This is a genomic window from Reyranella sp. (assembly GCF_004296935.1).
Classification (GTDB): Bacteria; Pseudomonadota; Alphaproteobacteria; order Reyranellales; family Reyranellaceae; genus Reyranella.
This window is the reverse complement of sequence record NZ_SCVH01000169.1, coordinates 1-12,084: the sequence shown is the minus strand read 5'-3', so window position 1 is coordinate 12,084 and position 12,084 is coordinate 1. Positions and strand designations below refer to the sequence as shown.

Genomic DNA, 12,084 nt, shown 5'->3' with positions numbered 1-12,084 from the left:
GACACCGAGACGCCGCGCAGAACGAGGATGACGCCGTCATAGACGACTTCGATGTTGTTGAGGGTCAGCATGGACCTTGGGGATTCCGGGTTGGAACGGTCGCGGGTGGCCGAAGCCACCCGCCCGTCGCGGTTTCAGGACTTCTTGGCGTCCGCCTCGATGTGCTTCTTGATGACTTCCGGATAGGCCCGGAACCACTCCGACGCCTTCGTCAGCTTGCCGCCCTTGACCGTGAAGATCTGGACCCAGCCGCCGCCCTCGTGGTCTGTCGGGGTGATTTCCAGCGGCGGCATGAGGCCGTCCAGAGTCACGCCCTTGACCTTCTCGAAGCCGTTCTTGACGTCTTCACCGGTGATGTTCGCGGTGGCGCCCTTGGCCTTGAGCGCGTTGCGCACCGCTTCGATGTGCACCGCGATGTGGAAGATGCCGCGATTGTAGTAGACGGTCGACACCATCTCCTTCGGCGCCGGCTTGCCCTCCTTCTGATACATCTCGCGGATCTGCTTGTGCACCGGGTAGTCGCTGCCGACACCCGCGAATTGCATGGTGTTGTAGCCCTCGGCAACCGCGCCGCCGCCAGCCGCCTCGAGATCGGCCTCGGCCGAGCCCCAGACGAAGCTGACGACCTTCGACAGCGGGTAGCCGACACGCTTGAATTCCTTGATCGACACCGACGGCGAACGGCCGAACAGGTGAGCGATCACGAAATCGGCACGGTAGCGCTGCGTGATGTCGAGCACCTGCGCGCCCATTTCGACGCCGGGCGCCGGCACGGCGAAGGTCTTGAGCTCGAAACCCTCGAGCTTGGCGAGATCCTCGAGGATCGGCAGCGGCTCCTTGCCCGCCGGGTTGTCGTAGAACAGGTAGGCGATCTTCTTGCCCTTGAGGTTGCCACCGAGCTTGCCCTTGACGAACTGCACCGCCGCCGCGGCCTGCGACCAGTAGGTGGCGGCGATCGGGAACAGATAGGGATAGCGCTTGCCGTCGGCGCTGGCGGCGCTGCCGAAGCCGGGCGATGTGCCGGGAATCTTGTCCTCGGCGAGCTTGGCGGCGAGCGCCTGGGTGTGCGGCGTGCCGTAAAGCAGGATGCTGACGGCGCCCTCCTTCTTGTGGCGCTCGTAGGCTTCCATGCCCTGCGGCACCTTGTATTCGTGATCGATCTCCATGGCGCGGATCTTGCGGCCTTCGACACCGCCCTTGGAGTTTATGAGATTGGTGTAGTCGTGCACGCCCGGGCAGAAGAACACACCCACGGTCTGCGTTGCGCCAGTGCGGTCGCACTGCACGCCGATGACGATCTCCTTCGGCTGGGCGATTGCAGCGCCCGCCGACATCAGTATGGCCCCCGCAGCCGCGGCGGTCAGTCTTGCCAGATGCCTTGTCATGAGGACCTCCAGTGGTGAACCAACTACGCTTCAGTACGAAAACGGCCAGACCCGGAAATAATTCCGGATATTGCGCCAGAGCCGATTCAAGCCCTCCGGCTCGACGACGAGAAAGACGATGATCAGGAGTCCGAAGAGTCCGAGGCGTGTCGCCGGAATGACGTTGTTCAGTTCGGACGCCGTGAACAGCAGGGTGCCGAAGGATTCCATGAAGACCCGGATCACGATAGGCAGCAACGTCACGAATATCGCGCCCAGGATCGATCCGAGCACCGAGCCCAGGCCGCCGATGATGATCATGGCGAGATAGTCGATCGACGTCGTGATCAGGAAGTTCTCGTAGTTCGCGATGCCCAGGTAGTAGGTGTAAAGCACCCCCGTCACGCCGGCGTAGAAGGACGAGATCGCAAACGCCGTGAGCTTGTACCTGAAGATGTCGATGCCGATGATTTCGGCCGCGATGTCCTGGTCCCGGATCGCGACGAAGGCCCGGCCGATGCGGCTGCGCACCAGGTTCAACGTACCGACGATGGCGAGTACCGCGAAGAACAGCAGGAAGTAGTAGAGTTCACGCTGGGTCTTGAGCGGATAGCCGAACACGGTCGGCCGCGGCACCTCTATCGAAGCCTGCGAGCCTCCGGAAATGGCCGGCGTATGGTTGATGACCCACTCGATGATGAGCTGGGCAGCGAGCGTGGCGATCGCCAGATAAAGCCCCTTGATGCGCAGGCTCGGGATTCCGACGATCGCCCCGATGAACGCCGCCATCAGGCCGCCTGCCGGCAGAGTGACCCAGAACGGCAGGCCGAGCTTCACCGCCAGGTTGGCGGCCGTATAGGCGCCGACCGACATGAAGGCGGCATGGCCGATCGAGATCTGGCCGGTGTAGCCGACTAGGATATTGAGGCCGAGCGCACCGACCACGGCGATCAGGATCAGGTTGACGACCGACACATAGTATTCAGCCGACACCGCGCCGCTCACCGCCGTACTGATGGTCGGCAGCAGGATGAACCCCGCCAGCAGCACGCCGATCGTCCACTTGGCGATCGGCAGCGGATAGAGCCCGCCATCCGCGGCGTAGGTGGTCTTGAAGTATCCGGATTCGCGATGGAACATCGATGCTACCTAGACCCGCTCGATCTTGCGCTTGCCGAAGATGCCGTACGGCCGGATCATCAGGGCGATGATCATCAGCACATACGGCGCGAAGTCCTTGGTGCCCCCGCCGACCAACGGATCGAGGTAGCCGGCCGCGAGGTTCTCCACGATGCCGACGATCAGGCCGCCCACTACCGCGCCGATGATCGAGTCGAGCCCACCCAGGATCACCACCGGAAAGACCTTGAGACCGACCAGCGAGACGTGCACGTCGACGCCCAGCATGGCGCCCCAGACCACGCCGCCCAGTGCCGAAACAATCCCGGCCATCGCCCAGGCAAGGGCGAAGTAGCGCTCTACGTTGATTCCCATGGCCATCGCGACCTGCTGGTTGTCGGCGACGGCCCGCATCGCCACACCCATGCGGCTCTTGAGGAAGAACCAGGTGAAGCCGCCGAGAAAGAGCAGCGCCACCGCCGCGCCCGTGACCTGAACCGGTTGCAGGATGAACGGGCCGAGAATGATCGGCTCGTCCCCCACCGGCAGCGTGAGCGACCGCGTCTCGGCGCCAAAGAAGAGCGGACCCAGGCCACGCAGGATCGCCGCCAGTCCGATCGTCGCCATGATGACCGCCACGATCGGCCGGCCGAGCAGCGGGCGCAGCACGACGCGCTCGAGGCCGAAGCTGAAGGAGATCATGCCGACAATCGCCACCAGGACGCCGACCCAGAAGGGCAACTCCATCAGCACCGTGACCGCAGCCGACATCAGTGCCGCCAGCATGACGAATTCGCCCTGCGCGAAATTGATGGCATCGGTCGCCTTGTAGACGACCACGAATCCCAGCGCGATCAGCGAGTACATGAGGCCGATCAGGACGCCGTTGCCGATCAGCAGGAGGGTGAAATCCCATTCCATGGCTGCTCCTACGCTGCCTGACGGGCCGGCGACGCGGCCGTCACATCGTGGATGGCGATCGTCGAGCTCAGCATCGACTTGCGGCCGTCCTCGAAGGTGATTTCCACGGTCACGTCGGCCTCTTGTTTGCCGCCATAGAAGGCGGTGATGACGCTGTCGTACTTCTCGGCCACGAAACGACGCCGGACCTTGCGGGTGCGGGTCATCTCGGCGTCGTCGGCGTCGAGCTCCTTGTTCAGGAGCAGGTAACGCTTGACCTGCTGGATGTCGGGCAGGGTGGCATTGGACTTGGCGATCTCCGCCCCGATCAGGGCCGCCACCTCGGGCTTGCCGCTGAGATCCATGAAGCTCGTATAGGCAAGACCGTGCTTCTCCGCCCACGTCCCCACCGTCTGCATGTCGACCGCGATCATCGTCGCCACGAACGGTCGTTGGTCGCCGAACGCCACCGCCTCACGGATGAAGGGGCTGAATTTCAACTTGTTCTCGACGAATTGCGGCGCGAAGGCCGAACCGTCGGCGAGCTTTCCGACATCCTTGGCGCGATCGATGATGACGAGATGGCCCTGCTTGTCGAAGAAGCCGGCGTCGCCGGTCTTCAGCCAGCCGTCCGCCGTCACCGTATCGCGCGTCGCCTCCTCTTGCTTGAAGTAGCCGACGAACACGTTGGGACCCCGCAGCAGGACTTCGCCGCGATCGTCGATCTTGATCTCGACGCGCGGGATCGGCCGGCCCACCGTGTTGGGATTGGCCTCCGAGTCGGGCTGGCAGGCGATCAACGCCGACGCCTCGGTGGCGCCGTAGACCTGCTTCAGGTTGATGCCGAAGGAGCGGAAGAAGCGGTAGGTGTCGGGGCCGAGCGGCGCGCCGCCGGTGTAGCACCAGCGCGCCTTGCGCAGGCCGAGCTGGTCGCGGACCGGGCCGTAGACCAGTACCTCGCCGACCGCGAGGCCGAGTCGCTCGAGCAGCGACGGAGATTGCCCGTCAGAGCGCTTGACCTCGCAACGCTCCGCGACGCCGCGGAAGAATTCGAAAGTCCAGCGCTTGAGCGGGGAGGCATCGCCGCTCTTCACCTGCGTCTGGGTCAGCATGTTCTCCCAGATGCGCGGCGGCGCGAGCATGGCGTCCGGTCCCAGTTCGCGCAGGTCGCGCTGGACGGTTTCCGGACTCTCCGGGCAATTGGCCGTGAGGCGGCCTACCAGCGCCATGGCAAGACTGAATGCCGTGTCGCCGACCCAGGCCATGGGCAGGTAGGACAGCCAGTTGTCGCCCCGCCTGACTTCGTTCACCTCGATGAAGGCCTCCACCGCGGTGATCATGTTGGCGTGACTCAACATGACGCCCTTCGGACTGCCGGTGGTGCCCGAAGTGTAGGCGATCATCGCCGTGTCCCCAGCATCACCCTTGGCAAGTTCGGCCTCGTAGAAACCGGGATTCGCCTGGCCGAAGGCACGGCCGGCCTCCACGACGCTTTCGTAGGAGCGCAGGATCGGATCGTTGTAGGCCCACAGCCCGCGCGGATCGTCGAAGATGATCCAGCGCAGGCGCGGCAGCTTGTCCTTGAGCGACAGCGCCTTGTCGACCTGTTCCTGGTCCTCGGCGACGATCACCGACGTCTCGGCGTGGTTCAGCACATAGACGAGTTCCGAGGCGATCGAGTCCTGGTACACGGGCACCGCGACCCCGCCCAGCGCCTGGGCCGCAAGCTGGCAGAAATAGAGCTGCGGGCGGTTGTCGCCGACGGCCGAGAGCTTGTCGCCGCGCTGGAAGCCCAGCGACGCCAGCCCGTGGGCGAAATCGCGTACGGTGTCGCGGTACTTTGCCCAGCTGTAGGTCTGCCAGACGCCACGCGTCTTTTCGCGGATGCCGGCGCCGCCCGGGTCCTCGTTGGCGTTGCGCTGCAACAGCTTGGGCAGCGTCGAGAATTCAGCGGTATCGACAAGGCTCATGTCTGCGCTCCGCTCTTGGCCACACCGAGATAGGCCTCGACCACCCTGGGATCGCGCTGCACCTCCTCCGGCGTTCCGGCCGCGATGCGACCGCCACGGTCGAGCACGACGACACGGTCGGAGATGTCCATGACCACGCCCATGTCGTGCTCGATCAGCACGACCGTCACACCGCGCTCCTGGTTCACGTCCAGGATGTAACGTGCCATGTCCTCTTTCTCGTCCTGGTTCATGCCGCCCATCGGTTCATCGAGCAGCAGGACCTTGGGCTCGAGCGCCAGGGCGCGGCCGAGTTCGACGCGCTTGCGCAGGCCGTAGGCCAGCGCTGCCGTCTGCTGCTTGCGCAGATCCTGCAGCTTCAGGAACTCGATGATTTCCTCGCAGGCCTCGCGGTGGGCGATCTCCTCCCGCTGCGCCTTGCCCCAGTAGACGACGCTGGCGAAGACGCCTGCCTTCATCAGCACGTGGCGGCCGAGCATCAGATTGTCGAGGACGGTGAGGCCGCTGAACAAGGCGATGTTCTGGAAGGTTCGGGCGATGCCAAGGGCCGCGATGGCGCTTGGCTTGCGGTGCGTGATGTCCGTGCCCTCGAGGAGGATCCGCCCGCTGTCCGGCTTGTAGAAACCGGAAATCATGTTGAGCAGCGAGGTCTTGCCCGCACCGTTGGGGCCGATGATGGAGAGGATTCCACCACGCGGGACTTCAAGGGAAACGTCCTGGACGGCGGTGACTCCGCCGAACTTCTTGGACACCCCTTCGACCACGAGTTGGTTGTCGCCCCCTCGCGCAGTTGCGCGTTGGGCGGACGCCCCCATCATGAACCCTCCCTAAGACCGCAAACTCGTGTTTGCTTATAATTGGGGTCATCATGCAGGCTTCGGTGGGCGAAGGCAACAAATCTGCCTAAGCTCGGAAGGGCCAATCCGGAGACCTCGTCATGTCCCGCCATGTCGTCTGCCTGACTTTTGATCATGACCACCTCTCGGGCTTCATCGCCCGGGGGCTGACGTCGCCCACTGCCATCTCGCGCGGCGAGTACGACATGGTGGTCATTCCGCGCCTGATGACCTTGCTGGCACGTTACGGGGTCAAGGCGACGTTCTTCACGCCCGGCCACACGATCGACAGCACGCCCGAGGCGGTGATGCCCTATGTCGAGGCAGGCCACGAACTCGCCCATCACGGCTGGACCCATCGCCTGCCCGTCACACTCTCACGCGAGGAGGAGGAAGAGGAGATCGCCCGCGGCAACGAGTCGATCAAGCGCATCAGCGGCCAGACGGCCCGCGGCTACCGTTCGCCGGCGTGGGATCTCTCGCCGCACTCGATCGAACTGCTGCTGAAGCACGGCATCCGCTACGACAGCTCGATGATGGGCCACGATTACGACTGCTACTACGCTCGCCAGGGCGACGTGGCAGAGCTGAAGAAGCCGTTCGTGCGCGGCCGCGAGACCAAGCTGGTCGAGATGCCGATCAGCTGGTCGCTCGACGATTATCCGCACTTCGAATACATGCGGCTGCCGAACGGCTCGGTCCAGCAAGGCCTGATGAACGCATCGGCGGTGCTCGAAAACTTCGTCGACGACTACACCTACATGACCCGCGTCTGCGACTTCGGGATCCTGACCTACACCTTCCATCCGCACGTGATCGGCCGTGGCCATCGCATGATGATGCTGGAGCGCCTGATCCAGCGCCTGATCGAGGGCGGCGCGGTGTTCTCGACCATGGAGGACGCCATGCAGGAGTGGCTGGCCAATCAGCGGGGCGGGCGCAAGGCCGCCGCCGAGTGACCTAAAGCGGCGTGCCCCGGGCGACGCGGATTGCCCGGCAGATCGTGACCATCTTGCCGATCGCGTGATCGATGAAGGCCGACACGCTGGTTTCGATCTTGTCGGCCAGCGGCGGCCGTTGTGTCGAAATAGACTGCGCCAGGTGCTTTGCCGCCTCATGCGCGACCGTGCGATTGGCGGCGATGGCGCGGTCGAGGGAGCCGTCGGCCTGCACCGGCACAAGAGCGGCTTCGACACGCCTGAGGAATGCCGGGGCATGCGCGAGGTGCCGGTACATGCTGGCCAGGATCAGCGGCTGCGCCGTGTCGCCAAATCGATTGAGCCGCCTCACCAGCGCCCAGGTTTCCGGCGTCACGTCGGCTTCCGACGCCAGCACCGGAAGAACGACATCGGGAGCCTTTAGACGCAGCCCAAGTGGCAGTGGTGGCGCGCCGCCAGCCTCGCCTCCCAGCCACGACACGAGCGCGCCCAAGGCGAAGAGATTAATGGTGTTCGAGTGATCGTAGCTTGCCAGAACGGCATCGACGCTGGCCGGCGCGTCGCCTGCAAGCGATGCCAGTTTCGGCACGATCATGGTCTCTCGGAAACGCTGTGCCGCCTGCTCCGCCAGGCCATCCAGGTAGAGCGGCTTCACCGCGGCCCAGGCCCACGGCAGGGCGCCGTCGAGCATCGCCAGGTGCCGCCACACCAGATTGACCACGCGCACGCCCACCGTGGCGCGGATATCGGCGAAGAGGTCGGCGGTTTCCCCGGTCGCCGAGGCTTCGGCGATGGCCGGAAACGGGTCGTTCACTCGGCTGCCTGTTTCGAATCCTGCCCGATCACGGTGAAGAACGACGCCGTCTTGGGCTGCTTCGGCAACTCGACCAGCCCTTCCTTGAGTCGCGCGAACTTGGCCTCGACACCACGCACGATGCGCCCCTCATTGGAACTCGGCATCGGGTTGCGGGCGATCGGCACCGCATCGGCGGCCGTATAGACGCAGATATAGAGGCCGCGCGACTTGTCCGACCCGTTCGCGGCCGAACCGTGCAGCAGCCTCGTGTGCATGAGGCAGACGCTGCCGGCCTTGCCAAAGCAGGGCACCGACTGGGCCAGCGCTTTCTTCTCCTCGTCGGCCGCCACAGCACCGGTAAAGCGGTCACCGTCGAACAGCGAAAGCACCGGCCCCTTGTGCGAGCCCGGCACGACCGTGAGCGCGCCATTGCTCTCGTCGATGTCGTCGAGGAACAGCAGCGCGGTCACGATGTCGTCGTTGGTGTGCGGCGTGTAGGCGAAGTCCTGATGGTAGGAGACTTCGGTCTTGGCGCCGGGCAGCTTCAGGTTGATCTTGCAGTGGTGGAACTTGAGGTTCGGGCCGACCAGCTCGGCCACCATGTCCACCATGCGCGCGTCGAGCATGACCTCGCGATAGGCATCGGAGATGTCGGACGGGTTGTTGACCCGCCGCAGTGCCGGCTTTTCTGCCGTGTGCTCGACGCCCATGTCGTAACGCGGCCGGCCGTCGATCGTGGGCGGCCCAAACGGCGCCGAATGAGCCCGGCTCTGCTCGACCCAAGAGGCGATCTCCGCCTTGAGGGCAGCAAGCTGGATTGGCGTGACGGCCTCGTCCGCTACGAGGTATCCGTCGCGCCAGAAAGCGTCGCGTTGTTCCTGGGTCAACACGGTCATGGCCGACTCCTTTAGCGTCCCTTGAACACCGGCCGGCGCTTCTCCATGAATGCGGTCCGGCCTTCCTTGTAGTCGTCGGAGTCGAAGCACTCCTTTACCAACCCGCTGAGACGGGCGAAGTCGGGCTTGCCGTCGAGCCGGGTCAGCTCCTCGATGGTGCGCTTGGCCGCATGCATGGTGAGCGGCGCATTCTCGCCGATCAGTTTGCAGTAGTTGTCGACATAGGAGTCGAGTTCGGCATCGGGCACGACGCGGGTCATCAAGCCCATGCCGAACGCCTCCTGGGCGGAGAAGTGCCGTGCCGTGAAGAAGATCTCCTTGGCGTGCGATGGGCCGACCAGATCCGTCAAGATCTTCAGGCCGCTGGCGCGGTAGCCAAGGCCGAGACGCGCCGCTGGCACGCCGAACTTGCTGACGTCGGAGGCGATGCGGATGTCGCAGAGCAGCGCCACCGCCAGCCCACCGCCGATGCAGTAGCCGCGGATGCGGGCGATCGTCGGCTTGGAGCACTTGTTGAGCCGAGCGTTGGCGACCTCGCCGATCTTGTCGTAGTAGGCCACTTGCTCGGGCGTGTTGCGCGCCTTCTCGAATTCCGAGATGTCGGCGCCCGAGACGAAGGCCTTGTCGCCGGCACCCGTGACCACGACGACGCGGATCGCCGGATCCTTCTCGAACTCGTCGAGGATGACCGGGATCGCCTCCCACATGTCGGTCGAGGTGGCGTTGTGCTTCTGCGGCTTGTTGAAGATGAGCCGGCCGACCGGCCCCGCCTTCTCCGCGATCATGTTGGGCGTGGGACTGAAATTGCTCATCAGACCACTCCCCGCTTGCGCAAACTGTCGATCGCGGCGGCGTCATAGCCGAACTCCGACAGGATCGAATCGGTGTGCTCGCCCTGCTCCGGCGTGGCGGTCCACTCCTCGACCGTCGTGCGGCTCATGTTGATCGCCTGGCCGATCACCTCCTGGAGACCGAGCTTGGGATGGTTCACTTCACGCGCCATCCGCAGGTGCTTGACCTGCGGGTCGGCAAACATCTCGTCCATCTTGTAGATCGGCCCGGCCGGGACGCCCGCTTTGTTCAGTTTCTCCACCGCCTCGGCGCTGGTGAAGGCGGCCATCCGTTTGTCGATCTCCGCGTTCAGCAAGTCGCGATGCTTGACCCGGGCCTTGGCAGACGAGAACCGTTCGTCGGTCAGCAGCTCCGGTGCCTTGATGCTCTCGCAGAAGCGCTTGTAGATATGGTCGCCGGAGGCCGCGATGTTGATGTAGCCGTCGCTGGTCTTGAACACGCCGGTCGGAATTCCGGTCGGATGGTTGTTGCCGGCCTGGCCGGGCACGTCCTTGGCCAGCGTCCAGCGCGCCGCCTGGAAGTCGCACATCGAGATCATCGCCTGCAGCAGCGAGCTCGACACCCACTGCCCCTGCCCCGAAACCTCGCGCTCGAGCAGGGCGATCAGGCAGCCGATAGCGCAATGCAGGCCCGCACCCACGTCGGCGACGGCGATGCCGGCACGGACTGGACCGCCGCCCGGCTGGCCGGTGACCCACATGATGCCGCCCATGCCTTGGGCGATCTGGTCGAAGCCGGCGCGCTCGGCATAGGGCCCGTCCTGGCCGAAGCCCGAGATCGACCCGAGGATGATCCTGGGGTTCACCTTCTTCAGGCTCTCGTAGTCGATGCCCAGCCGGAACTTCACGTCGGCACGGTAGTTCTCGACCACCACGTCGGCTTTCTCGACCATCTTCATGAAGATGGCCTTGCCCTCAGGCTCCTTGAGGTTGAGCGTGATCGAACGCTTGTTGCGGTGCAGGTTCTGGAAGTCGGGTCCATGCCGCGGCCCGCCCATGTCACCTTCGGCCACACCCGGCGGCATCTCGACCTTGATGCAGTTGGCGCCCCAATCGGCGAAGTAGCGCACGGCGGTCGGGCCGGCGCGGACCCGTGTCAAATCGAGGACGGTAAAACGGGCAAGCGGTCCAGCGGTCATGCTCTCACTCTGGGTTAAAAGACTATTCTACGCGTACCATGGCGGCGGGATCGATCTCCAACCAGACATGGCTGCCGACCTCGAAAACAGAGGTCGGCGCTGTCGAGACGCGGATCGGCTTGGCGCCGCCCAGCGGCCTTGCCTGATAGTCCCAATATTCCCCGAGATAGGCCCGGTCGGTGATCTCGGCGGCAACGGAAAGTCCGGGGCCGCTCGGCTTCTGGGACGTCAGACCGACCGCCTGGGGCCGAAGGGAATAGAGCAACTCGCCCGTGCCGTTCGCCCCCTCGATCGCCGTGCTGGGCGCCGTGAAGCCGTCGAAGCGGACGTCCGAGCCGTTGCGTTTACCCTCGAGGAAATTGGTGCGGCCGATGAAGCCGGCCACGAAGCGGCTGCGCGGCCGGCCGTAGAGCACATGAGGCGCGTCGACCTGTTCGATCCGGCCCTTGTTCATGACGACGATGCGGTCCGAGGTCACCATGGCCTCGGACTGGTCGTGCGTGACGTAGACGGTCGTGATCTTGAATTCATCGTGCAGGCGGCGAATCTCGAATCGCATTTCCTCGCGCAGGTTGGCGTCGAGGTTGGACAGGGGTTCGTCGAGCAGCAGGACCTCGGGCTCGACGACGATGGCGCGCGCCAGCGCCACGCGCTGCTGCTGACCGCCCGACAGCTCCGATGGATAGCGACCCTTGAGGTTCCGCATCTGGACGACATCGAGAATGGCATCGACGCGGCGGTCGATTTCGGCACGGGCAAGCTTGCGCACCTGCAGGCCAAAGCCGACGTTCTCGCCCACCGTCATGTTCGGCCAGATGGCGTAGCTCTGGAAGATCATCGACATGCGCCGGTTCTCGGGCGGCACCACCCCGGACGGCGAGGAGATCTGCCGGCCGTCCATCTCGATGGTGCCCTCGGTCGGCGGCATGAAGCCCGCGATCATGCGCAGCGTCGTGGTCTTTCCGCAGCCCGACGGGCCCAGCAGCGACACGAACTCGCCCTTGGCCAGCTCGAGCGAGAAGCCGGAAACGGCTTCGAAGGCGCCATAGCGCTTGGCGACGTTCTTCAGGACGAGTTTGCTCATGTCGCGGTACGCCTCAGCATGAAATCACGGCCCAGGGCCTTCTGCCCCAACCAAAGAAGCGGCAGGGTCAAGACCTGCAAGACCAGGGCCAGGGCGGCGAGACGCTCGAAGTTGCCCTCCTCGCTCATGTCGAAGATCATGACCGATGCCACCTTTGTGTTGGGCCCGTAAAGGAAGATCGCCGCCGACAG

Annotated in this window: 12 protein-coding genes; 1 reads left to right on the top strand and 11 read right to left on the bottom strand. The window is 64.6% G+C overall.

Translation table 11 applies throughout. The features are described 5' to 3' along the window. Positions 1-134: 134 nt before the first annotated feature. From EPO55_RS25845 to EPO55_RS25825, 5 genes are read right to left on the bottom strand one after another with little or no spacing between them, the layout of a single operon-like run. A complete protein-coding gene (locus EPO55_RS25845; protein ID WP_296340473.1) occupies positions 135-1,385 on the bottom strand; it encodes an ABC transporter substrate-binding protein in 1,251 nt (416 codons plus the stop codon). A 30-nt stretch (positions 1,386-1,415) separates the two neighbouring features. Then, positions 1,416-2,504 (bottom strand): branched-chain amino acid ABC transporter permease, encoded by a 1,089-nt coding sequence (locus EPO55_RS25840; protein ID WP_296340472.1) that lies wholly within the window; start codon positions 2,502-2,504, stop codon positions 1,416-1,418. Positions 2,505-2,513: 9 nt separating this feature from the next. Continuing rightward, entirely contained in the window at positions 2,514-3,404 is an 891-nt protein-coding gene (locus tag EPO55_RS25835) for a branched-chain amino acid ABC transporter permease (RefSeq protein WP_296340470.1), read from the bottom strand. 8 nt (positions 3,405-3,412) lie between these two features. Continuing rightward, positions 3,413-5,353, bottom strand: coding sequence for an AMP-binding protein (locus tag EPO55_RS25830; RefSeq protein WP_296340469.1), 1,941 nt, complete (start codon positions 5,351-5,353; stop codon positions 3,413-3,415). Beyond that, the gene (locus tag EPO55_RS25825; protein WP_296340468.1) at positions 5,350-6,171 is read right to left on the bottom strand and encodes an ABC transporter ATP-binding protein; all 822 of its coding nucleotides are present in this window, start codon (positions 6,169-6,171) and stop codon (positions 5,350-5,352) included. The genes EPO55_RS25830 and EPO55_RS25825 overlap by 4 nt, the downstream gene beginning before the upstream one ends. 119 nt (positions 6,172-6,290) lie before the next feature. Between EPO55_RS25825 and EPO55_RS25820 the strand changes: the two genes are divergently transcribed. Continuing rightward, positions 6,291-7,148, top strand: a complete 858-nt coding sequence (locus EPO55_RS25820; RefSeq protein WP_296340467.1) for a polysaccharide deacetylase — start codon at positions 6,291-6,293, stop codon at positions 7,146-7,148. Between the two features lies 1 nt (position 7,149). On the opposite strand, the gene EPO55_RS25815 is transcribed toward EPO55_RS25820, so the two are convergent. The 6 genes from EPO55_RS25815 to EPO55_RS25790 all read right to left on the bottom strand — a co-directional run. Beyond that, positions 7,150-7,941, bottom strand: coding sequence for a hypothetical protein (locus EPO55_RS25815; protein WP_296340466.1), 792 nt, complete (start codon positions 7,939-7,941; stop codon positions 7,150-7,152). Then, complete coding sequence (locus tag EPO55_RS25810) at positions 7,938-8,819, bottom strand: phytanoyl-CoA dioxygenase family protein (RefSeq protein ID WP_296340465.1); 882 nt, start codon at positions 8,817-8,819, stop codon at positions 7,938-7,940. Before EPO55_RS25810 ends, EPO55_RS25815 begins: the two co-directional genes overlap by 4 nt. Before the next feature lie 11 nt (positions 8,820-8,830). Next, on the bottom strand, positions 8,831-9,631 hold the full coding sequence (locus EPO55_RS25805; protein WP_296340463.1) for an enoyl-CoA hydratase: 801 nt from the start codon (positions 9,629-9,631) through the stop codon (positions 8,831-8,833). After that, positions 9,631-10,809 carry a CaiB/BaiF CoA-transferase family protein gene (locus tag EPO55_RS25800; protein WP_296340462.1) on the bottom strand — a complete coding sequence of 393 codons (1,179 nt, stop codon included), beginning with the start codon at positions 10,807-10,809 and terminating at the stop codon, positions 9,631-9,633. The genes EPO55_RS25805 and EPO55_RS25800 overlap by 1 nt, the downstream gene beginning before the upstream one ends. A gap of 22 nt (positions 10,810-10,831) precedes the next feature. Further along, complete coding sequence (locus EPO55_RS25795; RefSeq protein ID WP_296340460.1) at positions 10,832-11,893, bottom strand: ABC transporter ATP-binding protein; 1,062 nt, start codon at positions 11,891-11,893, stop codon at positions 10,832-10,834. Next, positions 11,890-12,084, bottom strand: a 195-nt coding sequence (locus EPO55_RS25790) for a hypothetical protein (protein ID WP_296340459.1), incomplete at its 5' end; no start/stop codon positions are given. The genes EPO55_RS25790 and EPO55_RS25795, both read right to left, overlap by 4 nt.

Coding starts and splice junctions, on each gene's coding strand:
- EPO55_RS25805 (WP_296340463.1), bottom strand. CDS start 9,631: ATGAGCAATTTCAGTCCCACGCCCAACATGATCGCGGAGAAGGCGGGG.
- EPO55_RS25810 (WP_296340465.1), bottom strand. CDS start 8,819: ATGACCGTGTTGACCCAGGAACAACGCGACGCTTTCTGGCGCGACGGA.
- EPO55_RS25845 (WP_296340473.1), bottom strand. CDS start 1,385: ATGACAAGGCATCTGGCAAGACTGACCGCCGCGGCTGCGGGGGCCATA.
- EPO55_RS25830 (WP_296340469.1), bottom strand. CDS start 5,353: ATGAGCCTTGTCGATACCGCTGAATTCTCGACGCTGCCCAAGCTGTTG.
- EPO55_RS25795 (WP_296340460.1), bottom strand. CDS start 11,893: ATGAGCAAACTCGTCCTGAAGAACGTCGCCAAGCGCTATGGCGCCTTC.
- EPO55_RS25840 (WP_296340472.1), bottom strand. CDS start 2,504: ATGTTCCATCGCGAATCCGGATACTTCAAGACCACCTACGCCGCGGAT.
- EPO55_RS25835 (WP_296340470.1), bottom strand. CDS start 3,404: ATGGAATGGGATTTCACCCTCCTGCTGATCGGCAACGGCGTCCTGATC.
- EPO55_RS25800 (WP_296340462.1), bottom strand. CDS start 10,809: ATGACCGCTGGACCGCTTGCCCGTTTTACCGTCCTCGATTTGACACGG.
- EPO55_RS25820 (WP_296340467.1), top strand. CDS start 6,291: ATGTCCCGCCATGTCGTCTGCCTGACTTTTGATCATGACCACCTCTCG.
- EPO55_RS25825 (WP_296340468.1), bottom strand. CDS start 6,171: ATGATGGGGGCGTCCGCCCAACGCGCAACTGCGCGAGGGGGCGACAAC.